Source organism: Pseudomonas sp. R37(2017) (assembly GCF_002113375.1).
GTDB lineage: Bacteria > Pseudomonadota > Gammaproteobacteria > Pseudomonadales > Pseudomonadaceae > Aquipseudomonas.
This window is the reverse complement of record NZ_NEHO01000002.1, coordinates 94397-116886: the sequence shown is the minus strand read 5'-3', so window position 1 is coordinate 116886 and position 22490 is coordinate 94397. Positions and strand designations below refer to the sequence as shown.

19 protein-coding genes are annotated in these 22490 nt (G+C 58.0%); 7 read left to right on the top strand and 12 right to left on the bottom strand.

Features of this window, described 5'->3' with window-relative positions; translation table 11 throughout:
• Nucleotides 1-11 precede the first annotated feature (11 nt).
• The 7 genes from rsmG to rpmH form a co-directional block, all read right to left on the bottom strand.
• Nucleotides 12-656, bottom strand: coding sequence for a 16S rRNA (guanine(527)-N(7))-methyltransferase RsmG (gene rsmG / locus CAG47_RS03660; RefSeq protein ID WP_085723552.1), 645 nt, complete (start codon nucleotides 654-656; stop codon nucleotides 12-14).
• Nucleotides 653-2545, bottom strand: a complete 1893-nt coding sequence (gene mnmG / locus CAG47_RS03655) for a tRNA uridine-5-carboxymethylaminomethyl(34) synthesis enzyme MnmG (protein WP_085723551.1) — start codon at nucleotides 2543-2545, stop codon at nucleotides 653-655. Before mnmG ends, rsmG begins: the two co-directional genes overlap by 4 nt.
• Before the next feature lie 551 nt (nucleotides 2546-3096).
• Nucleotides 3097-4467, bottom strand: coding sequence for a tRNA uridine-5-carboxymethylaminomethyl(34) synthesis GTPase MnmE (mnmE, locus tag CAG47_RS03645; protein WP_085723550.1), 1371 nt, complete (start codon nucleotides 4465-4467; stop codon nucleotides 3097-3099).
• Between the two features lie 79 nt (nucleotides 4468-4546).
• Nucleotides 4547-6226: a membrane protein insertase YidC gene (gene yidC / locus CAG47_RS03640; RefSeq protein WP_085723549.1), complete on the bottom strand. Its 1680-nt coding sequence runs from the start codon at nucleotides 6224-6226 to the stop codon at nucleotides 4547-4549.
• A 2-nt stretch (nucleotides 6227-6228) separates the two neighbouring features.
• On the bottom strand, nucleotides 6229-6474 hold the full coding sequence (yidD, locus tag CAG47_RS03635) for a membrane protein insertion efficiency factor YidD (RefSeq protein ID WP_082302427.1): 246 nt from the start codon (nucleotides 6472-6474) through the stop codon (nucleotides 6229-6231).
• Nucleotides 6467-6868 (bottom strand): ribonuclease P protein component, encoded by a 402-nt coding sequence (rnpA, locus tag CAG47_RS03630; RefSeq protein ID WP_015097448.1) that lies wholly within the window; start codon nucleotides 6866-6868, stop codon nucleotides 6467-6469. Before rnpA ends, yidD begins: the two co-directional genes overlap by 8 nt.
• Before the next feature lie 16 nt (nucleotides 6869-6884).
• Nucleotides 6885-7019, bottom strand: coding sequence for a 50S ribosomal protein L34 (gene rpmH, locus CAG47_RS03625; protein ID WP_003213577.1), 135 nt, complete (start codon nucleotides 7017-7019; stop codon nucleotides 6885-6887).
• A gap of 565 nt (nucleotides 7020-7584) precedes the next feature.
• On the opposite strand from rpmH, the gene dnaA reads away from it, so the two are divergent.
• Genes dnaA through gyrB form a run of 4 tightly spaced genes read left to right on the top strand, consistent with a single transcriptional unit; the run spans nucleotide 7585 to nucleotide 13795 of the window.
• Entirely contained in the window at nucleotides 7585-9105 is a 1521-nt protein-coding gene (gene dnaA, locus CAG47_RS03620; protein WP_085723547.1) for a chromosomal replication initiator protein DnaA, read from the top strand.
• Nucleotides 9106-9144: 39 nt separating this feature from the next.
• Nucleotides 9145-10248 carry a DNA polymerase III subunit beta gene (gene dnaN / locus CAG47_RS03615; protein ID WP_085723546.1) on the top strand — a complete coding sequence of 368 codons (1104 nt, stop codon included), beginning with the start codon at nucleotides 9145-9147 and terminating at the stop codon, nucleotides 10246-10248.
• Between the two features lie 20 nt (nucleotides 10249-10268).
• Nucleotides 10269-11372, top strand: a complete 1104-nt coding sequence (recF, locus tag CAG47_RS03610; protein WP_085723545.1) for a DNA replication/repair protein RecF — start codon at nucleotides 10269-10271, stop codon at nucleotides 11370-11372.
• A gap of 5 nt (nucleotides 11373-11377) precedes the next feature.
• Nucleotides 11378-13795, top strand: a complete 2418-nt coding sequence (gyrB, locus tag CAG47_RS03605; RefSeq protein WP_085723544.1) for a DNA topoisomerase (ATP-hydrolyzing) subunit B — start codon at nucleotides 11378-11380, stop codon at nucleotides 13793-13795.
• A 62-nt stretch (nucleotides 13796-13857) separates the two neighbouring features.
• Here the strand turns inward: gyrB and CAG47_RS03600 are convergent, their stop codons facing one another.
• Nucleotides 13858-14574: a response regulator transcription factor gene (locus tag CAG47_RS03600; protein ID WP_085723543.1), complete on the bottom strand. Its 717-nt coding sequence runs from the start codon at nucleotides 14572-14574 to the stop codon at nucleotides 13858-13860.
• Nucleotides 14575-14744: 170 nt separating this feature from the next.
• On the opposite strand from CAG47_RS03600, the gene CAG47_RS03595 reads away from it, so the two are divergent.
• Complete coding sequence (locus CAG47_RS03595; protein WP_085723542.1) at nucleotides 14745-16277, top strand: PAS domain-containing sensor histidine kinase; 1533 nt, start codon at nucleotides 14745-14747, stop codon at nucleotides 16275-16277.
• Between the two features lie 202 nt (nucleotides 16278-16479).
• Here CAG47_RS03595 and CAG47_RS03590 read toward each other — a convergent pair whose 3' ends face one another.
• The 4 genes from CAG47_RS03590 to glyQ all read right to left on the bottom strand — a co-directional run bounded on the left by CAG47_RS03590 (nucleotide 16480) and on the right by glyQ (nucleotide 20891).
• Nucleotides 16480-17259, bottom strand: a complete 780-nt coding sequence (locus CAG47_RS03590; protein WP_085723541.1) for a 1-acyl-sn-glycerol-3-phosphate acyltransferase — start codon at nucleotides 17257-17259, stop codon at nucleotides 16480-16482.
• A gap of 83 nt (nucleotides 17260-17342) precedes the next feature.
• The gene (gmhB, locus tag CAG47_RS03585) at nucleotides 17343-17882 is read right to left on the bottom strand and encodes a D-glycero-beta-D-manno-heptose 1,7-bisphosphate 7-phosphatase (RefSeq protein WP_177408914.1); all 540 of its coding nucleotides are present in this window, start codon (nucleotides 17880-17882) and stop codon (nucleotides 17343-17345) included.
• A 4-nt stretch (nucleotides 17883-17886) separates the two neighbouring features.
• The gene (gene glyS / locus CAG47_RS03580) at nucleotides 17887-19941 is read right to left on the bottom strand and encodes a glycine--tRNA ligase subunit beta (protein WP_085723539.1); all 2055 of its coding nucleotides are present in this window, start codon (nucleotides 19939-19941) and stop codon (nucleotides 17887-17889) included.
• Nucleotides 19938-20891, bottom strand: coding sequence for a glycine--tRNA ligase subunit alpha (gene glyQ, locus CAG47_RS03575; RefSeq protein WP_003187265.1), 954 nt, complete (start codon nucleotides 20889-20891; stop codon nucleotides 19938-19940). The genes glyS and glyQ overlap by 4 nt, the downstream gene beginning before the upstream one ends.
• A gap of 81 nt (nucleotides 20892-20972) precedes the next feature.
• Here glyQ and CAG47_RS03570 point away from each other — a divergent pair, with 81 nt between their 5' ends.
• Complete coding sequence (locus CAG47_RS03570) at nucleotides 20973-21530, top strand: DNA-3-methyladenine glycosylase I (protein ID WP_085723538.1); 558 nt, start codon at nucleotides 20973-20975, stop codon at nucleotides 21528-21530.
• Between the two features lie 40 nt (nucleotides 21531-21570).
• Entirely contained in the window at nucleotides 21571-22458 is an 888-nt protein-coding gene (locus CAG47_RS03565; protein WP_085723537.1) for a lysophospholipid acyltransferase, read from the top strand.
• The last annotated feature ends 32 nt before the right edge of the window (nucleotides 22459-22490 follow it).

The window sequence follows — 22490 nt, the reverse complement described above, 5'->3', positions numbered from 1 at the left end:
TGTGTTCCCAATCATGCCGTGCGGCGCAGTATCAGCAGATGGCGTTGGCCTTGGCAACCAGGTACGGCCAGGGCGTGTTCGCTATCGAGGTGGAAGTCTGCCGGCAATGCTACCAGCTCATCGGCCGGATGAACGCCCTTCATTGCCAGCCAGCGTGTTTCGCTATCGCCAAGATGGCGAGTCCAGTTGCTGAAGTTCTCCATGCTGCTGAACGCCCGGGAAATAATCCCGTTGAACGGCTGGGCAGGCTGGAAGGCTTCGACGCGACTGTGGATAACTTGCAGGTTATCCAGTTTGAGTTCGAGTTTGACCTGGGTCAGGAAGCGGGTTTTCTTGCCGTTGCTGTCCAGGCAAGTCACCTGAGACTCGGGAAACAGGATGGCCAGTGGAATGCCAGGCATGCCACCGCCACTGCCGACATCGAGCCAGCGCCCGTTTTCGATGAATGACATCACGCTCAGGCTGTCGAGCAGATGGCGGGAGACCATTTCGTCCGGATCACGTACGGCAGTGAGGTTGTAAGCCTTGTTCCATTTTATCAACAGGGCCAGATAACCCAGCAGTTGCGCGTGCTGGGTTTCTGACAGCGTGACGCCAAGCTGGCGGGCACCTGTGGATAATTCTTCTGCGTGTTGCGAAGTGACCAACGAACTCAAGCGCTTTGCTCCAACTGACGGCCCGCGCCGCGTTTTTTCAAATGAATCATCAACAGCGAAATGGCTGCTGGTGTTACGCCCGGGATACGCGAGGCCTGGCCCAAAGTCTCCGGACGGGTCGCACCGAGCTTGCTCTGGATCTCTTTGGAGAGACCGGAAATAGTCGTGTAATCGATATCCACAGGCAGTCTGGTGTCTTCGCTGGCGCGCAAGCGGGCGATTTCATCCTGTTGACGATCGATATAACCGGCGTACTTGGTCTTTATTTCGACCTGTTCGGCGACCTGTGGATCGTCTGCCCCGTCACCGGTCACTTCGATCAGACCAGCGTAGTCGATTTCCGGACGGCTCAAGAGATTGAGCAGGTTGTATTCGTGAGTCAGCGGCGTGCCGAATTTTTCGGCAATCGCATCGCCCTGTTCAGTGCCCGGGCGGACCCAAGTGCTTTTCAGGCGCTGCTCTTCCAGTTCGATGCCTTCGCGTTTTTTGCAGAAAGCTGCCCAACGCACGTCATCCACCAGGCCAAGTTCGCGACCTTTTTCGGTCAAGCGCAAGTCGGCGTTGTCTTCGCGCAGGATCAAACGGTACTCGGCACGGGAGGTGAACATCCGGTACGGCTCTTGGGTACCCAGGGTAATCAGGTCGTCGACCAGCACACCGATGTAGGCCTCATCGCGACGCGGGCACCATGCTTCTTTGCCTTGGGCGCGCAGTGCGGCGTTGGTGCCGGCGAGCAAACCCTGGGCGCCGGCTTCTTCGTAACCGGTGGTGCCGTTGATTTGCCCGGCGAAGAACAGGCCGCCAATGACTTTGGTTTCCAGGCTGTACTTCAGGTCACGCGGATCGAAGTAGTCGTACTCGATGGCGTAGCCCGGGCGCACGATGTGTGCGTTTTCCATGCCGCGGATCGATTGCACGATCTGCAATTGCACGTCGAACGGCAAGGATGTGGATATTCCGTTCGGATACAGCTCGTTTGTCGTCAAACCTTCCGGTTCGATGAAGACCTGATGGCTTTCCTTGTCGGCAAAGCGATGGATCTTGTCTTCGATCGATGGGCAATAACGCGGGCCGATGCCTTCGATCACGCCGGAATACATCGGCGAACGATCAAGGTTCGAGGCAATGATTTCGTGGGTGCGGGCGTTGGTGTGGGTAATCCAGCAGCTGATCTGCCGTGGATGTTGCTCTTTGGAACCCATGAACGACATCACCGGGATCGGCGTATCGCCGGGTTGCTCGGTCATTACCGAGAAATCCACAGAACGGGCATCGATGCGTGGTGGCGTGCCGGTTTTCAGGCGACCAACGCGTAGCGGCAGTTCACGCAGGCGGTGAGCCAGGGCAATCGATGGTGGATCACCGGCGCGGCCACCGGAAAAATTCTGCATGCCGATGTGGATAAGTCCGCCGAGGAACGTGCCGGTGGTCAAAACCACCGAATCCGCGAGGAAACGCAGGCCCATTTGGGTCACTACGCCACGTACTTGCTCCTGCTCGACGATCAGATCATCAGCAGCCTGTTGAAATATCCACAGGTTCGGCTGGTTTTCCAGGATTTCGCGGACAGCGGCCTTGTACAGAGCCCGGTCAGCCTGTGCACGGGTTGCACGCACGGCCGGGCCTTTGCGGCTGTTCAACACGCGAAACTGGATGCCGCCTTTATCGGTAGCCATGGCCATCGCACCGCCGAGGGCGTCGATTTCCTTGACCAGGTGGCTTTTGCCGATCCCGCCAATGGCCGGGTTGCAACTCATGGCACCGAGGGTTTCCACGTTATGCGTCAGCAAAAGGGTTTTAACCCCCATACGTGCTGAGGCCAGTGCTGCCTCGGTACCGGCATGACCGCCGCCGATGACGATCACTTCAAAACGGGAAGGGAAATCCACCACGCACCTCGTGCCTGCTTAAGTAGGTAATTCAGGAATAGTTTGAGTTCAGGTTTTTGGACCTGGTCGACAAGTATAGGGACTTAGCCCTTCCTAAAGAACCCTTTGCACAAAATTTAACCAGCTGTGGAAAAGTCGGAGTTATAGAAATTAAAAAGAGAGAAATTTATAAAGTCTTTGTTTTTATGTTTATTTCTATACACCCAGCGATCTGTGGATAGATTCATACAGCCCTTTATTTTCACTGTGTACAGAGAATCAAAACCCTGTGTTCATGTGCCAATGAGGCCCTTGGATAACCGGTGTAAGCCTGTGGATGAAAGGGATGGTTATCCACAGAGGCGGTTATGTTCAGTTTTCGGGCCCTGTTATCAACTGACCTTAGCGTCGGTTATTCACAGGGCTTAATCCATGGAAAAGTGCCGTTCGCACGAATTTCAGGCACGAGTATTCCGCTCAAGCAGGCGGAGTCCGCTCGGCACTGGTGCATTTATTCAAGAAGGAAGGGGGGCAGACAGGCTCGAATGGCCTGTCTGTGAGTGGCGGGGAAGCTACTTGCCGATACAGAAGCTGGAGAAAATTCGCCCCAACAGGTCGTCGGAGCTGAAAGCACCGGTGATTTCTCCCAGCGAGTGCTGAGCCTGGCGCAGATCCTCGGCCAGCAATTCACCGGCACCGGCCAGTGTCAGTTGAGCGCGGCCATGCTCGAGGGCGGCACTGGCATGACGCAGCGCCTCAAGGTGTCGTCGGCGAGCGCTGAAGCTGCTTTCCGAGGTTTGTTCATAGCCCATGCAGGCCTTGAGGTGATCACGCAGCAGCTCCAGGCCGCCCCCCCCGGACTTGGCGCTCAGGCTGATAGTGACGTGGCCGTCCTCGCTGACTTCCAGGGCAATGGCTTCGCCCGTGAGGTCAGCCTTGTTGCGAATCAGGGTGACCTTGGCAGGATCGGGGCGGGTTTCGAGAAATTCCGGCCACAGCGCAAACGGATCGAGGGCTTCCGGTGCCGTGGCATCGACCACCAGCAGTACCCGATCCGCTTCGCCGATGGCTTTCAAGGCACGCTCGACGCCAATTTTTTCCACATGGTCATCGGTATCGCGCAGACCGGCGGTATCCACCACGTGTAACGGCATGCCATCGATGTGGATATGTTCACGAAGTACGTCACGGGTGGTGCCGGCAATTTCGGTCACGATTGCCGCTTCGCGCCCGGCCAGTGCATTGAGCAGGCTGGATTTACCGGCATTCGGGCGACCGGCGATGACCACGGTCATGCCGTCGCGCAACAAGGCGCCCTGCCCGGCTTCACGGATGACGGTGGATAACTCGTCGCGCACCTTGTCGAGCATGCTCAATACATGGCCATCGGCGAGGAAGTCGATTTCCTCTTCCGGGAAATCGATGGCTGCTTCGACATAGATTCGCAGGCCGATCAGTTGCTCGGTGAGGTTATGCACACGTGACGAGAAAGCCCCCTGCAGGGAGCGCAACGCGTTTCGCGCAGCCTGGGCGGAACTGGCTTCAATCAGGTCGGCAATTGCCTCGGCCTGGGCGAGGTCAAGTTTGTCGTTGAGGAACGCACGCTCACTGAATTCCCCCGGTCGGGCGAGTCGGCAACCCAGTTCCAGGCAACGCTTGAGCAACATATCCAGAACGATCGGGCCGCCATGACCCTGCAACTCCAGCACATCTTCGCCGGTGAAGGAGTTTGGCCCCGGGAAATACAGCGCGATGCCCTGGTCCAGTACCTCGTCGTTTTCACTGAAAAACGGGCCGTAGTGGGCAAATCGCGGCTTGAGCTCGCGACCGCTGAAGGCCTTGGCCGCAACGCTGGCCAACGGCCCGGAAATTCGCACGATGCCTACACCGCCGCGACCTTGAGCGGTGGCGACAGCGGCGATGGTTTCACGAGGAGCGCTCATAAACCGGTATCCAGACAAAAGTGACAGATAGCAAAACGCCCCACTAGGGGGCGTTTTGAGTGGTTATCCACAGTGTAAATCAGGCAGCTGCTTTGGTAGCCGCTTCGATCTTGCGAGTGATGTACCACTGTTGGGCGATCGACAGGCAGTTGTTCACTACCCAGTACAGCACCAGACCAGCCGGGAACCACAGGAAGAAGAAGGTGAAGATGATTGGCATCAGTTTCATCACCTTGGCCTGCATCGGATCCGGAGGAGTCGGGTTCAACTGCTGCTGGATGAACATGGTTGCACCCATGATGATCGGCAGAATGAAGAACGGATCCTTGATCGACAGGTCAGTAATCCACAGCATGAACGGCGCCTGGCGCATCTCGACGCTTTCCAGCAGAACCCAGTACAGGGAAAGGAAAACCGGCATCTGCACGAGGATTGGCAAGCAACCACCCAGCGGATTGATCTTCTCTTTCTTGTACAGCTCCATCATGGCTTGCGACATTTTCTGCCGGTCGTCGCCATGTTGCTCTTTCAGCGCGGCCAGTTTTGGTGCCACTGCACGCATGCGCGCCATGGATTTGTAGCTGGCAGCCGACAGCGGGAAGAAAATCCCTTTGATCAGCATGGTCAGGAAGATGATCGACCAGCCCCAGTTACCCACAATGGCGTGGATGTGTTGCAGCAACCAGAAGATCGGTTGGGCGATGAACCACAGAATGCCGTAGTCGACAGTCAGTTCCAGACCTGGGGACAACTCTTTCAGCACGGCCTGGCTTTTCGGACCAGCGTACAGAACAGCACTGGTTTCAGCCTTGGCACCCGGTGCAACACTCATCGAAGGGCCGGTGTAGCCGATGATGTAGTTGCCTTTGCTGTCTTTACGGGTCTGGACGATGTTGTTTTCGCCCTTGGCCGGAATCCATGCGGTCACGAAGTAGTGCTGCAACCAGGCGACCCAACCGCCGGTGACGGTTTCTTTGAGCGGCGCCTTGTCCATGTCCTTCATGGACACTTTCTTGTACGGCTCCGAACTTGTCCACAGGGCAGCACCCAGGTAAGTCGCGGTGCCGGTCGCCGTGGTCGACGACGGGTCGGCGCTGGCATCACGCTTCAACTGGGCGAACATCGCACCGTTCCAGGGCTGGGCGCTCTGGTTGTCGATCAGGTAGGAAACGGCTACGTCGTACAGGCCGCGTTTCAGGGTGAAACGCTTGATGTAGTTGACACCGTCCTTGCTGAACTTCAGGTCCACGACCAATTGGTCCTGACCGTCAGCCAGTTGATAAACCTTCTTCTCCGATGAATAGACCGGACGACCGGCCGGGTTTGCATCCGGACCATTGGTGCCGATCAGACCGCTTTGCGCCAGATAGGTACGTTCGCCGCCGTTATCGAACAGCTGGAACGGAATTTCCGGGTGATCCTGACGACGCGGATACAGCGGCAGGGTCAACTGGGCAACATCGCCACCTTGTGGGTCGATAGCCAGGTCCAGTACATCCGTTTTGATCTGGATGAGGTCCTTGCTCACAGCTACCGGTGTTTCGGCAGGTGCGCTGGTGTCGCTTGCAGCACGTGGAATGTCGTCACTGGCGGAAGCGTTGGAGCCAGATGCCGTATCCGGCAGGCCCGATGCAGTCGTATTGGTGGCAACATTCTGAGTCGGCAGGGCAGCCTGGCCATAGTCCTGGTTCCATTTAAGAACCATTACGTAGGACACGATTGCCAGGGCGACGATCAGGATCGTGCGTTTGATATCCATGATTACTCGGCCATCGAAGAAGAACGGGAGGTAGGGACAGGTGGAACCGGGTCATAACCACCGGGATTCCACGGATGACAGCGACCTAAACGACGAAAGGTCAGCCAGCCACCGCGAAGAAGGCCATGATTTTCGATGGCTTCTAACGCGTAGCAGGAACAACTGGGGTAGAAACGACAGTGACTGGCCATCAGGGGACTAATGGCATAGCGATAAAACTGGATCGGAACGAGTGCCAGTTTACGCATCTGGACTGTCTACCCCTACAGTTTCGGTTTTGACTGCTGGTACCGGCGAACTGCGAGCCAGACGTTTCCAGAGTTTGCCGAAATGCTGAATCAATTCGGGGTTTTCTACGTCACCCAAACCTTTGCGCGCGACGATAACAATGTCCCAGCCGACCAGAGAATCCTGGTTCAGGCGAAACGATTCGCGCATCAGACGTTTGAGGCGATTGCGCTCGACGGAGAGCTTTACGCTCTTTTTCCCGATTACCAACCCGAGACGGGGGTGATCAAGATCGTTGTTGCGCGCAAGGAGCAGGAGATTTTTCCCCGGAACCTTGCCGGTAGGGGAGTCAAAGACTGCCTTGAAATGCCGGGGGGTAAGCAGACGCTTTTCCCGACTGAAGTCCTGACTCACCTTCAGTGCCGGATTATCAAACTGCCAGACGTGCGCGACCTTTGGCGCGACGACGCGACAGGACGGCACGACCGTTCTTGGTAGCCATGCGAGCACGGAAACCGTGGGTACGAGCGCGTTTGATAGTGCTTGGTTGGAAAGTACGTTTCATGTCGTGTTACCTGGTTCGTCCACAACGGGCCGGAATGGCCCCCGTTTTAAGAGACCGGGGATTCTAGAGAAAGCAAGCCTTCAGGTCAATTTCCAACCAACGTTTCCTTATAAACAGATCTCCAGACGTTTTGTGCTGAACGAACCGTCGGCAGACATAAAAATAAGAAAGGAAAGTATTTAAAGCTTTTCTGTAAAGCTTGTAAAAGCTAGGTACGCAGTCATCTGTGGATAAGTAATCTCAGCCCTTGTTTTATCAACTGTACAGAGAATGACAACTACAGGGGAAAACCGTGTTCAGCCTGTGCTGCGCTGGCGGATAACCTGTGTGTGGAAGGTCGCCTTATCCACAGGCCGGTTATCCACTGAGTTTCGCCCCGAGTTGTGCAATGACCTTAGCCATGGTTATCCACAGACCTTATGCACAGACCGCTGGTCGTCTTTTTTACCTATGAAACGTCGATTCTTCTTGGTTGATGAACCAGCTACGTGTGGATAAGTCGGCGTCTGGTCGTTACAATGGCTGCTTGTTTTTGCCTCACCGGCTTTCAACTTAGGGGATATCCGTGTCAGTGGAACTTTGGCAGCAGTGCGTGGAGCTTCTGCGCGATGAGCTGCCTGCCCAACAATTCAACACTTGGATCCGTCCACTACAGGTCGAAGCCGAAGGCGACGAGTTGCGTGTCTATGCACCCAATCGTTTTGTTCTGGACTGGGTTAACGAAAAGTACCTGGGGCGTGTTCTCGAATTGCTCGATGAACACGGCAATGGCATGGCGCCTGCGCTTTCCTTATTAATAGGAAGCAAACGCAGTTCGGCACCCCGTGCCGCGCCAAACGCTCCCTTGGCTGCCGCGGCTTCCCAGGCCCAGGCTGCCCAAGTGACCGCCAACCCGCCGCCAGCACCTGCCGCCGCTCCGACCAAACGTGCGACGCAAAAAGTAGAAGAGGTCACCGAGGAAGAACCTTCCCGTGACAGCTTCGATCCAATGGCCGGCGCCAGTTCGCAACAGGCCCCGGTTCGTGCCGAGCAACGTACCGTGCAGGTCGAAGGTGCGCTCAAGCACACCAGTTACCTGAACCGCACCTTTACCTTCGAGAACTTCGTCGAGGGTAAATCCAACCAGTTGGCGCGCGCCGCCGCCTGGCAGGTGGCAGACAACCCCAAGCACGGTTACAACCCGCTCTTCCTTTATGGTGGCGTCGGCCTGGGTAAAACCCACTTGATGCACGCTGTGGGTAACCATCTCTTAAAGAAGAATCCGAATGCCAAGGTGGTCTACCTGCATTCCGAGCGTTTCGTGGCGGATATGGTCAAGGCCCTGCAATTGAACGCGATCAACGAGTTCAAACGCTTCTACCGTTCGGTGGATGCGTTGTTGATCGATGACATTCAGTTCTTCGCCCGCAAGGAGCGTTCCCAGGAAGAGTTTTTCCACACCTTCAACGCCCTGCTCGAAGGTGGCCAGCAGGTCATTCTCACCAGTGACCGATACCCGAAAGAAATCGAAGGCCTTGAAGAACGCCTCAAATCCCGCTTTGGCTGGGGCCTGACCGTAGCGGTCGAGCCGCCGGAGCTGGAAACCCGCGTGGCGATCCTGATGAAGAAGGCCGATCAGGCCAAAGTCGAGCTGCCTCACGACGCCGCGTTCTTCATTGCCCAACGCATTCGCTCCAACGTCCGTGAGCTGGAAGGCGCGCTTAAACGCGTGATCGCCCACTCGCACTTCATGGGCCGCGATATCACCATCGAGCTGATTCGCGAATCCCTCAAGGACTTGTTGGCGTTGCAGGATAAACTGGTCTCTGTGGATAACATTCAGCGTACCGTCGCCGAGTACTACAAGATCAAAATCTCCGACTTGCTGTCCAAACGCCGTTCCCGTTCGGTCGCTCGTCCGCGTCAGGTCGCCATGGCGTTGTCCAAGGAACTCACCAACCACAGCCTGCCGGAAATCGGCGATGTGTTCGGCGGCCGTGACCATACAACTGTTTTGCACGCGTGCCGCAAGATCAACGAACTTAAGGAATCCGACGCGGACATCCGCGAGGACTACAAGAACCTGCTGCGTACGTTGACCACTTGATGAATACCAGCGCAGCTTATTAAGGCAAGGGACTAGACCATGCATTTCACCATTCAACGCGAAGCCCTGTTGAAACCTCTGCAACTGGTCGCAGGCGTCGTCGAACGCCGACAGACCTTGCCGGTGCTTTCCAACGTGCTGCTGGTTGTCGAAGGCCAGCAATTGTCGCTGACCGGTACCGACCTGGAAGTCGAGCTGGTTGGTCGTGTTCAACTCGAAGAGCCAGCCGATCCGGGCTCCATCACCGTGCCGGCGCGCAAGCTGATGGACATCTGCAAAAGCTTGTCGAACGATGCGCTGATCGATATCAAGGTCGACGAGCAGAAGCTTGTGGTCAAGGCTGGACGTAGCCGCTTCACCCTGTCGACACTGCCGGCAAACGACTTCCCTACCGTGGAAGAAGGTCCGGGTTCGCTGACCTGCAGCCTGGAGCAAAGCAAGCTGCGTCGTCTGATCGAACGCACCAGCTTCGCCATGGCCCAGCAAGACGTGCGCTACTACCTCAACGGTATGCTGCTGGAAGTCTCCGCCGGCGTGATCCGCGCCGTCGCCACCGACGGTCACCGTCTGGCCATGTGTTCGATGCAGGCCGATATCGGTCAGCCGGATCGTCACCAGGTCATCGTACCGCGCAAAGGTATCCTTGAGCTGGCACGCCTGCTCACCGAGCCGGACGGCAATGTCAGCATCGTGCTGGGTCAGCACCACATCCGCGCCACCACCGGCGAGTTCACCTTCACTTCGAAACTGGTCGACGGCAAGTTCCCGGACTACGAACGCGTCTTGCCAAAAGGCGGCGACAAGCTGGTGCTTGGCGATCGCCAGGCTCTGCGCGAAGCGTTCAGTCGTACCGCGATTCTTTCCAACGAGAAGTACCGTGGTATCCGTCTGCAGCTGGCCAGCGGTCAGTTGAAGATCCAGGCGAACAACCCGGAGCAAGAAGAAGCGGAAGAAGAAGTGGGCGTTGAATACAACGGCGGCTCTCTGGAAATCGGCTTCAACGTGAGCTACCTGCTCGACGTACTGGGCGTGATGACCACCGAGCAGGTTCGTCTGATCCTGTCCGACTCCAACAGCAGCGCGCTGGTGCAAGAGTCCGACAATGACGACTCGGCCTACGTTGTCATGCCGATGCGTCTGTAATCATGCTCAGCAGAAGCTAGATGGCCTTAAGTCGCGTCTCGGTCACCGCGGTGCGCAATCTGCACCCGGTGACCTTCTCCCCTTCCCCCCGCATCAATATTCTTTACGGCGCCAACGGCAGCGGCAAAACCAGTGTTCTGGAAGCCATCCACCTGCTGGGGCTTGCCCGTTCGTTTCGCAGCACCCGTCTGTTGCCGGTCATTCAATACGAACAGCTTGCCTGTACGGTATTTGGCCAGGTTGAGCTGGCAGAGGGTGGGCAAAGCGCCTTGGGCATTTCGCGAGATCGCCAGGGGGAGTTTCAGATCCGTATCGATGGGCAGAATGCGCGCAGCGCCGCGCAACTGGCCGAAATCTTGCCACTGCAACTGATCAACCCCGACAGCTTCCGGCTGCTGGAAGGTGCGCCGAAGATTCGCCGACAGTTTCTCGACTGGGGCGTGTTCCACGTGGAACCGCGCTTCATGTCAACCTGGCAGCGCTTGCAGAAGGCCCTGCGCCAGAGAAACTCTTGGCTGCGGCATGGTACACTTGACGCCGTTTCGCAAGCGGTTTGGGACAGGGAGCTGTGCCAGGCCAGCGCTGAAATTGATGAGTACCGCCGCGCTTATATCAAAGCCTTGAAACCAGTCTTTGAACAAACCTTGAGCGAACTGGTTGAGCTTGAAGGCTTGACGCTCAGCTATTACCGCGGCTGGGACAAGGACCGTGAACTGAGTGCTGTGCTCGCAGGGTCTCTGCAAAGGGACCAGCAAATGGGACATACCCAGGCCGGACCACAACGCGCTGATTTGCGTCTCAGACTGGGCGCACACAATGCCGCGGACATCTTGTCCCGTGGCCAGCAGAAGTTGGTGGTTTGCGCATTGCGGATTGCCCAAGGGCACCTGGTCAGCCAGGCTCGTCGCGGTCAGTGTATTTATCTGGTGGATGACTTGCCGTCCGAGCTGGACGAGCACCACCGTCGCGCGCTTTGCCGCTTGTTGGAAGACTTACGCTGCCAGGTGTTTATCACCTGTGTAGATCACGAATTATTGAGGGAAGGCTGGCAGACGGAAACGCCAGTCGCTCTGTTCCACGTGGAACAGGGCCGTATCACCCAGACCCACGACCATCGGGAGTGAAGGCATTGAGCGAAGAAAATACGTACGACTCAACGAGCATTAAAGTGCTGAAAGGCCTGGATGCCGTACGCAAACGTCCCGGTATGTATATTGGCGACACCGACGATGGCAGCGGTCTGCACCACATGGTGTTTGAGGTGGTCGATAACTCGATCGACGAAGCGCTTGCCGGCTACTGTGACGACATCAGCATCATCATCCACCCGGATGAGTCCATCACCGTTCGCGACAACGGCCGTGGCATCCCGGTAGACGTTCACAAGGAAGAAGGCGTATCGGCTGCCGAGGTCATCATGACCGTGCTGCACGCCGGCGGTAAATTCGACGATAACTCCTACAAGGTTTCCGGCGGTCTGCACGGCGTGGGTGTTTCGGTAGTTAACGCCCTGTCGGAAGAGCTGGTCCTGACCGTTCGCCGTAGCGGCAAGATCTGGGAACAGACCTATGTTCACGGTGTTCCACAGGCACCGATGGCCATCGTTGGCGACAGTGAAACCACCGGTACCCAGATCCATTTCAAGGCTTCCAAGGAAACCTTCAAGAACATCCACTTCAGCTGGGACATCCTGGCCAAGCGCATTCGTGAGCTGTCCTTCCTCAACTCCGGCGTCGGCATCGTTCTGAAAGATGAGCGCACCGGCAAGGAAGAGTTGTTCAAGTACGAAGGCGGCCTGCGTGCGTTCGTTGAATACCTGAACACCAACAAGACCGCGGTCAACCAGGTGTTCCACTTCAACATCCAGCGTGAAGACGGCATCGGCGTGGAAATCGCCCTGCAGTGGAACGACAGCTTCAACGAGAACCTGTTGTGCTTCACCAACAACATTCCCCAGCGCGATGGCGGTACCCACCTGGTGGGCTTCCGTTCGGCGCTGACGCGTAACCTGAATAACTACATCGAGCAGGAAGGCCTGGCCAAGAAGCACAAGGTCGCGACCACCGGTGACGATGCCCGTGAAGGCCTGACCGCGATCATTTCGGTGAAGGTGCCGGATCCGAAGTTCAGCTCCCAGACCAAAGACAAGCTGGTGTCTTCCGAAGTGAAGACCGCGGTCGAACAGGAAATGGGCAAGTACTTCTCCGACTTCCTGCTGGAGAACCCGAACGAAGCCAAGCTGGTTGTCGGCAAGATGATCGATGCCGCCCGTGCCCGTGAAGCGGCGCGCAAGGCCCGTGAGATGACCCGCCGCAAAGGCGCGCTGGACATCGCCGGCCTGCCGGGCAAACTGGCCGACTGCCAGGAAAAGGACCCTGCCCTGTCCGAACTGTACCTCGTGGAAGGTGACTCCGCGGGCGGCTCCGCCAAGCAGGGACGCAACCGCCGGACCCAGGCGATTCTGCCTCTGAAGGGTAAGATCCTCAACGTCGAGAAAGCACGCTTCGACAAAATGATCTCTTCCCAGGAAGTGGGCACCCTGATCACCGCGCTGGGCTGCGGTATCGGCCGCGAAGAGTACAACATCGACAAGCTGCGTTATCACAACATCATCATCATGACCGATGCTGACGTCGACGGTTCGCACATCCGTACCCTGCTGCTGACCTTCTTCTTCCGTCAGTTGCCGGAGCTGATCGAACGCGGCTACATCTACATCGCCCAGCCGCCGCTGTATAAGGTCAAGAAAGGCAAGCAAGAGCAATACATCAAAGACGACGACGCCATGGAAGAGTACATGACGCAGTCGGCCCTGGAAGATGCGAGCCTGCACCTGAACGAAGACGCCCCGGGGATTTCCGGCGAAGCGCTGGAGCGTCTGGTGAACGACTTCCGCATGGTGATGAAGACCCTCAAGCGCCTGTCGCGCCTGTACCCACAGGAGCTGACCGAGCACTTCATTTACCTGCCAGCCGTAAGCCTGGAAAAACTCAGCGATCACGCAGCGATGCAAGACTGGCTTGCCCAGTACGAAGCCCGTCTGCGCACTGTCGAGAAGTCCGGCCTGGTCTACAAGGCCAGCCTGCGTGAAGACCGTGAGCGTGGTGTGTGGCTGCCGGAAGTCGAATTGACCTCTCACGGCCTGTCCAGCTACGTCACCTTCAACCGCGACTTCTTCGGCAGCAATGACTACAAGACGGTCGTTTCGCTGGGCGCACAACTGAGCACCCTTCTGGATGAAGGTGCATACGTTCAGCGCGGCGAACGCAGAAAATCGGTCACCGAGTTCAAGGAAGCCCTGGACTGGCTGATGGCCGAAAGCACCAAGCGCCACACCATCCAGCGATACAAAGGTCTGGGCGAGATGAATCCGGATCAGCTGTGGGAAACCACCATGGACCCAAGCGTGCGTCGCATGCTGAAAGTCACCATCGAAGACGCCATTGGCGCAGACCAGATCTTCAACACCCTGATGGGTGATGCGGTCGAACCTCGCCGTGACTTCATCGAGAGCAACGCCCTGGCGGTGTCCAACCTGGACTTCTGATCCCGGCCGGCGCCAACGAAAAGGCCAATGCATCAGCATTGGCCTTTTTTGTTGCCTACCATTCACTCACGGGCGGGTGCCACGCTCTCCAACCGATACCCATACCCATAAATCGTCAGCAACTGCCAACCGCGATCCGCTGTAAGACCAAGCTTGTTGCGCAGGCGATAGATGTGGGTGTCCAGCGGGCGTGACGACGACAATTCTTCATGGGGCCAGAATCGTTCGTACAGGTAATCCCGCGACAGCGGTCGGCCGAGATTGCTGAAAAGGCAATGCGCCAGCCGGTATTCCCGTTCGGTCATGACGATGGGTTTGCCTTCGCGAGTGACTGTCAGTTCAGCGTCGTCGAACACCAGATCGTTGAAGCTCAACACTTCAGCAGCCGCACGCTGCTGACCCTGTCGGCGCAGAACCGCGCCAACACGGGCCTTCAGTTCATTGGGACGGAATGGTTTGCTGACGTAGTCATCGGCGCCGGCATTCAGGGCCTGGACGATATCGCTTTCGCCGTCGCGGCTGGTGAGCATGATTGCTGCGGGTGGCGCCTCCATGTGTTCACGGGTCCAGAGCAACAATGACAAACCGCTGAGGTCGGGTAGCTGCCAGTCGAGGATCAGCAGGTCGAAGGTTTCCCGACGCAGTTGGCGCAACAGGTCTTCAGCTCGTTCAAAGCTGTGCAGCGACCATGGCTGCTCTCCGGTTTCGGCCATCTGTTGCAGGGTTTGTTCGACCCGGCGTAATTCGGCGGGCTCATCGTCCAGAATCGCAACACGCATACACGGTGATTCCTTGTCGCTTGGGCAGATCCTTATCGACGATAGCGGCTCAATCGATACAGTGAAAGCAAGTGGCCCGCCGTTGGTCGCAGTGTCCGCTATGATTCTTTGAGTCGACGCCTCAGACCCAGGAACCATGAAACCATTTCCCTCGCCCTGCCCTGTTGGCCATGTTTGACCAACGTCGCCGTGAAAGCCGAGAGCCAAGCCAGGTGCAGCGATTGTTTCGGCAATTGGTGCGCGAGTGGTTGTGGATAAGCCTTGTGCTGCTGCCGCTGACGACACTGCTGTCCTATCGCGCACAAATCAACCTGGGCGATGCTTTCCCTGGCTTGAGCGCATTGCTTTCCCTTGGTCTGGTGACATCTGTACTTGGGCTGTTGCTGTGGCGCCCGCGCCTGGCGCTCTGGCTGACGCTCACGGGAATGGCGTGTGCGTTGCTGATCAGTGCCGGCCTTGCGGAGTTCAAGCGGTGGTGGTCACCGACGCCAGCGGTGTTGGGGATGTTGTTTGGTTATCTGATCTGGAACTGGCGGCGGCTGAGTGTGGTGCTGACCTATTTCGGGTGGGAGTTGGCGCGGCTGGACAGCGAGCCGAAAGTGTTTCCGGAGCGCCGTCGTGCCCGGTATCCCGGTGGCGACCGTTTGCAGAAGCAAATCATCGCGTTGGAACAAGCCATGAGCCTGACCCGCGATACCCACCGATTCATCGCCGATGGCCTGGAATATTTACCGGTTGCAACGTTGATCAGTGATCCACAGGGACAGATTCTGCTCGGCAACCGCAAGGCCCGTGATCTGTTTGGCGGGGATCTGGTCGGTGATGACGTACGCAAGCGACTTGAACAGCTAGGTTATCCGGATATGAGCCGTGGGGCGGGCTCGCCTTTATCGAGCCTCCCCCTGCTGGAGTTTCGCGACCTCAAGGAACGCAGCTTGCGTCTTGAGCGTGCAGAGTTGTTGCCGGTAGACGGCGACATTCCGGTCGGCTGGCTATGGAACCTGACTGATTTGAGTGTTGAACGCGATGCGGAGCAGCAGCGCGCGGTCCTGTTGCGGTTCCTGTCTCACGATCTGCGGGCGCCACACTCGGCCATCCTCGCCTTGCTCGACGTCCATCGGCATCAGGTGGGAGGTGATACGGCGCTCTTTGATCAAATCGAGCTACAGGTCCGTCGGGCTCTGGAACTGACAGACGGTTTCGTGCAACTGGCGAGGGCCGAGTCCGAGGCTTACCAATTTCAGCCGAGCTTGTTTGCGATGTTGGTGTTGGATGTGTTCGATCAGGCGCTGCCCATCGCGCAAGTTAAACAGATCGAACTGGTTCGCCAAGTAGAAGAGGAGGCGCAGGAAAGTCTGGTCCTGGCGGACCAGGCGCTGCTGACTCGGGCACTGTTCAATCTGCTGGAGAATGCCATCAAATACAGTGTTTCAGGTACATGCATCCGTTTGCGCGTCAGTCAACGGGACGGTTGGCTGAGCTGTGAGCTCATTGATCAGGGCAAAGGCATCGCCGCTGAGGAGTTACCCGAATTGTTCAGCCAGTACCGGCGCTTTTCTTCCGCCCAGGGTATCGATGGCGTCGGGTTGGGATTGTCGATGGTCAAAGCCGTTGTGGATCGGCACGGCGGGCGAATCGAGTGTCTGAGCGAGGTGGGTCGGGGTACGACATTCAGGCTGGAATTTCCGCTGCTTGCTGAATGAAAGCGTGCAATCCAGATCGCCAGCCAGCGATCGCTTGGGCATAAAAAAACCGGCTATATCAGCCGGTTTCTTTAGGTCTCCAAAAAACTTATGCACGTTTTTATGGTTTTTATCATTCAAAGAAATATATAAAAAAATCATAAACTTACGTGCAATTCACGACGGTTTTCAACGAAACGGTACACAGGTTATCCACAGAATTTCAGACAGCCACCTGATCGTTTGAAACCGGCGCTTGCGGAGCAGGTGGCAGCGAGCCCATTTCCCGTTGCATCTGTTCGTTCCACGCCTGGACCCGGTCGTTCAACTCAGCAATGGCGCGCGGTCCGGTGCCTTCGGCATACATCGGCTTGCCAATGATTACAGTGATGACGCCCTGCTTCTTCGCCCAACCGGTTTTCGGCCAGAACTTGCCGGCGTTGTGCGCAATCGGAAGCACCGGCAATTCGGCGTTGACCGCCAATGCGCTGCCACCGCGGGAGAACTTGCCGATGGTGCCGAAAGGAACGCGCGTACCTTCGGGGAAGATCAGCACCCAGACATTGTCCTTGAGCAACTCATCGCCTTTCTGCGCCACATGCTTGAGCGCGGCTTTCGGGTTGTCGCGATCGATGGCGATCGGTCGCAGCATGGCCATGGCCCAACCGAAGAACGGTACATAGAGCAGTTCACGTTTGAGCACCTGGCTCAGCGGTGAGAAGTAAGCAGAGAGAAAGAATGTCTCCCACGTACTCTGGTGGTTCGACTGAATGACGCAAGGCCGTTCAGGTACGTTCTCGGCACCCTTCACTTCGTAGCGAATGCCCAGAAACACTTTGCTCAGCCACAAGGCGCAGCGGCACCAGTACACGTTGATGAAGCGATAACGTGCCTTGAAGGGCAGAAACGGCGCGATGAAAAAACTCAGGCTGCACCACAGCAAGGAACTGGTGCCCAGCAGCAGGTAAAAGAGGAAGATTCTGATGGCCTGCAATATCGACATGGTGACGTTTACCGTTGCGGGAATTGCCCGCCTGTATAAAGCGCACTCCTGATGGGTCCTTTATCAGGAATTTCAGAAGCACTCTAATTGTGGATAAGTTCTGCGGCAATCGCCGCCAGATCGTCAAAAATCAATGTGCCTACCGGAAGGGTCTTGCCCAAAGTCTTTTCGCCTTTCCCGGTCTTTACCAAAACTGGCTGTGAATCGACGGCTTTGGCGGCTTCCAGGTCACCAAGGCTGTCGCCAACGAACCATAGATTGGTCAGCGACACGTTGTAATGAGCGGCGATGGTTTTCAACATCCCCGGTTTCGGCTTGCGGCAATCGCAGCCTTCGTCCGGCCCGTGTGGGCAATAGACGATCAGCCCGACTTCACCACCCTGCTCCGCCACCAGCGCGCGCAAGCGCTCGTGCATGGCGTCCAGGGTGGCGAGGTCGTAATAGCCGCGAGCGATGCCCGACTGGTTGGTAGCGACCGCTACCGTCCAGCCGGCCTTGCTCAACTGCGCGATGGCTTCGATCGATCCGGGGAGTGGAATCCACTCCTCCACCGACTTGATGTAAGCGTCGGAGTCGAAATTGATCACCCCGTCCCGATCGAGAATCAGCAGTTTCAACAGCAGCCCCTCAACTCAGCAGCGAAATGTCGGCGACGCCGAGGAACAACCCACGCAGGCGCGCCAGCAACGCATAACGGTTGGCGCGGACCTTTGCGTCCTCCGCGTTGACCATCACGGCTTCGAAGAACGCATCCACTGGCTCGCGCAGTGCAGCCAGGCGTGCCAGGGATTCGCTGTACTGACGCGAGGCGGCCATTGGCTGTACAGCCTGGTCTGCCTGCTGGATCGCCGAGTACAGGGAGAACTCGTTGGCATTGTCGAAGTACTTGGCTTCCACGACGGTTGGCACCGAGCCTTCGATCTTGCTCAGCAGGTTCGACACGCGCTTGTTCACCGCGGCCAGGGCAGCGGCTTCCGGCAATTTGCGGAAGGCTTCTACCGCTTGCACGCGCTGGTCGAAGTCCAGGGCCGAGCCTGGCTTCAGGGCACGTACCGACAGGTAGGTGGCAACGTCGACGCCTTCGTCTTCGTAACGGGCACGCAGACGGTCGAAGATGAACTCCAGCACCGAGTCACTGAGGCCGGCAGCCTTGACCTTGGTACCGAACGCATCCACGGCGAAAGCCACGGCGTCGGTCAGGTCCAGATCCAGTTGTTTCTCGATCAGGATGCGCAACACGCCCAGTGCGGCACGGCGCAGGGCATACGGGTCCTTGCTGCCGGTCGGTAGCATGCCGATGCCAAAAATGCCGACCAGAGTGTCGAGCTTGTCGGCGATGGCCACGGCCGCACCGGTCAGGGTGGACGGCAGTTCAGCGCCGGCACCGCGCGGCATGTACTGCTCGTTGAGCGCCAGGGCGACATCTTCCGGCTCGCCGTCGTTGAGGGCGTAGTAGTAACCGGCGACACCTTGCATCTCCGGGAACTCACCGACCATCTCGGTCGACAGGTCGCACTTGGACAGCAGGCCTGCACGAGCGGCCCACGCGGCGTTGCCGCCGATGCGCTGAGCGATGAACGCGGCGAGTCTGGATACGCGCTCGGCCTTGTCATAGACACTGCCGAGTTTTTCCTGGAACACCACGTTTTGCAGGCGCAGGTTGAAGTCTTCGAGTTTCTGCTTCTTGTCTTGCTTGAAGAAGAACTCGGCGTCGGTCAGGCGTGGGCGAACCACTTTCTCGTTACCGGCGATGATCTGTTGCGGGTCTTTGCTTTCGATGTTGGCCACGGTAATGAAACGTGGCAGCAACTTGCCGTCGGCATCCAGCAGGCAGAAGTACTTCTGGTTGTCCTGCATGGTGGTGATCAGGGCTTCTTGCGGCACGTCGAGGAAGCGTTCCTCGAACGAGCACACCAGCGGCACTGGCCATTCGACCAGCGCGGTCACTTCATCGAGCAGGTCCGGCGGCACGATGGCGGTGCCTTCCTGGCGGGTGGCCAGCTCTTCGGTGCGCTTGCTGATGATCTCGCGACGTTCGTTGGTGTCGGCCAGCACATAGGCGGCACGCAGGTCGGCCAGGTAGCTGGACGGCGAACCGATGCGCACGCTTTGCGGGTGATGGAAACGGTGGCCACGGGAATCGCGGCCGGCCTTCTGGGCAAGGATGGTGCAGTCGATGACCTGGTCACCGAGCAGCATCACCAGCCATTGGGTCGGACGAACGAATTCTTCCTTGCGCGCGCCCCAACGCATGCGTTTCGGGATCGGCAGGTCGTTCAGGGAATCTTCGACGATGGTCGGCAGCAGGCTCGCGGTCGGCTTGCCGGCGATGCTCTGGCTGTAGCGCAGTTTCGGGCCGCTCTGGTCGATTTCGCTCAGCTCGACGCCGCACTTCTTGGCAAAGCCCAGGGCCGCCTGGGTCGGGTTGCCTTCGGCATCGAACGCGGCCTGACGTGGCGGGCCGTCAAGGTTGATGCTGCGATCCGGCTGCTGGGTGGCCAGTGCGGTGATCAGCACGGCCAGGCGGCGCGGGGCGGCATAGACGCTTTTGGTTTCGTAGTTCAGGCCGGCAGCTTGCAGGCCCTTGTCGATACCGGCGAGGAACGCCTCGGCCAGGGTGTTCAGGGCTTTGGGTGGCAGTTCTTCAGTGCCCAGTTCAACCAGAAAATCCAGAGCACTCATTGTGCAGCCTCCAGCTTGGCCAGTACTTCATCACGCAGGTCCGGGGTTGCCATCGGGAAGCCCAGCTTGGCGCGAGCCAGCAGGTAGGCTTGCGCAACGGAGCGCGCCAGGGTGCGTACACGCAGGATGTATTGCTGACGCGCGGTCACCGAGATCGCCCGGCGCGCATCCAGCAGGTTGAAGGTATGGGATGCCTTCAACACCATTTCGTAGCTCGGCAACGGCAGCGGCTGGTCGAGTTCGATCAGGCGCTTGGCTTCGCTTTCGTAGAAATCGAACAGTTCGAACAGCTTGTCGACGTTGGCGTGTTCGAAGTTGTAGGTCGATTGCTCCACTTCGTTCTGGTGGAACACGTCGCCATAGGTCACTTTGCCGAACGGGCCGTCAGCCCAGACCAGGTCGTAGACCGAGTCCACGCCTTGCAGGTACATGGCCAGGCGCTCGAGACCATAGGTGATCTCGCCGGTGACCGGGTAGCATTCGATGCCGCCCGCTTGCTGGAAGTAGGTGAACTGGGTCACTTCCATGCCGTTGAGCCAGACTTCCCAGCCCAGACCCCAGGCGCCGAGGGTCGGCGATTCCCAGTTGTCTTCGACGAAGCGGATGTCGTGGACCAGCGGGTCCAGGCCGACGTGCTTGAGGGAACCCAGGTACAGTTCCTGGAAGTTGTCCGGGTTCGGCTTCAGGACCACCTGGAACTGGTAGTAGTGCTGCAGACGGTTCGGGTTTTCGCCGTAGCGGCCGTCAGTCGGACGGCGGCTTGGCTGCACGTAGGCGGCGTTCCAGGTTTCCGGGCCGATGGCGCGCAGGAACGTTGCAGTGTGGAAAGTGCCGGCGCCTACTTCCATATCGTAGGGCTGAAGTACCACACAACCTTGCTCGGCCCAGTATTGCTGGAGGGCGAGGATCAAGTCTTGGAAGGTACGCACGGCTGGCGTAGGCTGGCTCACGAAATTCACCTGTTTCTTGGGCTGCGATTTAAAGAGCGGGAGTATACCCGATTCATGGCTGCGCACGCCCCCTGGAGCCTTATGCCACGCTGCTTTTGGTGTTCCGAAGATCCGCTGTACATGGCTTATCACGATCAGGAGTGGGGCACGCCGCTTCGCGATGCGCAGGGATTGTTCGAGTTGCTTTTGCTCGAAGGGTTCCAGGCCGGGCTTTCCTGGATCACTGTGCTGCGCAAACGCGAGCATTATCGTCAGGTGATGTTTGGTTTTGATGTCCAGCGCGTGGCGCAGATGAGCGATGCCGAAATCGACGAGTTGATGCTTGATCCCGGCATCATTCGCAACCGCCTCAAGCTCAACGCGGCCCGGCGCAATGCCCAGGCCTGGCTGGCGCTGGAGGACCCGGTGGCGTTTCTCTGGTCGTTCGTCGGCGGCCAGCCGGTGATCAATCATTTCAAGGATCGCGGCGAAGTCCCGGCCGTCACGCCGACTGCCGTCGAGATGAGCAAAGGCCTGAAAAAAGCCGGTTTCACCTTCGTCGGACCGACCATTTGCTACGCGCTGATGCAGGCCTCGGGCATGGTCATGGATCACACCCGCGACTGCGACCGCTACGCGCAGTTGGCGAACGGCGGTTAGAATAGCCGCCTCGCGCACAGCACAAGATCAGGAGTGACCTGTGGATAAGTTGAAAGGCGCCTTGCTGGTAGGCGCTCTGCGGCTGTTTGCCCTGCTTCCGTGGCGGGCCGTGCAAGCCGTGGGCTCGGCGATTGGCTGGGTCATGTGGAAAACCCCGAACCGTTCCCGCGACGTGGTACGGATCAATCTGTCCAAGTGCTTTCCGGACATGGACCCCGCCGAGCGTGAGCGCCTGGTGGGCCAGAGCCTGAAGGACATCGGCAAGTCCCTGACCGAAAGCGCCTGCGCCTGGATCTGGCCGGCACAGCGCTCCATCGAACTGGTGCGCGAGGTCGAAGGCCTCGACGTATTGAAGGACGCCCTCGCCTCCGGCAAAGGCGTGGTCGGCATCACCAGCCACCTGGGCAACTGGGAAGTGCTCAACCACTTCTATTGCAGCCAGTGCAAACCGATCATTTTCTATCGTCCGCCGAAGTTGAAGGCGGTGGATGAATTGCTGCAAAAACAGCGGGTGCAGTTGGGTAACAAGGTCGCCGCCTCCACCAAGGAAGGCATCCTCAGTGTCATCAAGGAAGTGCGCAAAGGCGGTGCCGTGGGCATCCCCGCTGACCCGGAACCGGCCGAATCCGCCGGGATCTTCGTGCCGTTCTTCGCCACGCAGGCGCTGACCAGCAAGTTCGTACCGAACATGCTCGCGGGCGGTAAAGCGGTTGGCGTGTTCCTGCATGCCCTGCGCCTGCCGGATGGTTCAGGCTACAAAGTGATTCTTGAAGCCGCGCCAGAGGCCATGTACAGCACCGATACGGCGGAGTCCTGTGCAGCCATGAGTAAAGTGGTCGAGCGTTATGTCGGCGCCTACCCGAGCCAGTACATGTGGAGCATGAAGCGCTTCAAGAAGCGTCCACCGGGCGAAGCGCGCTGGTATTGATTCAATTGGCATGATCTGTGGATAACCTTGCA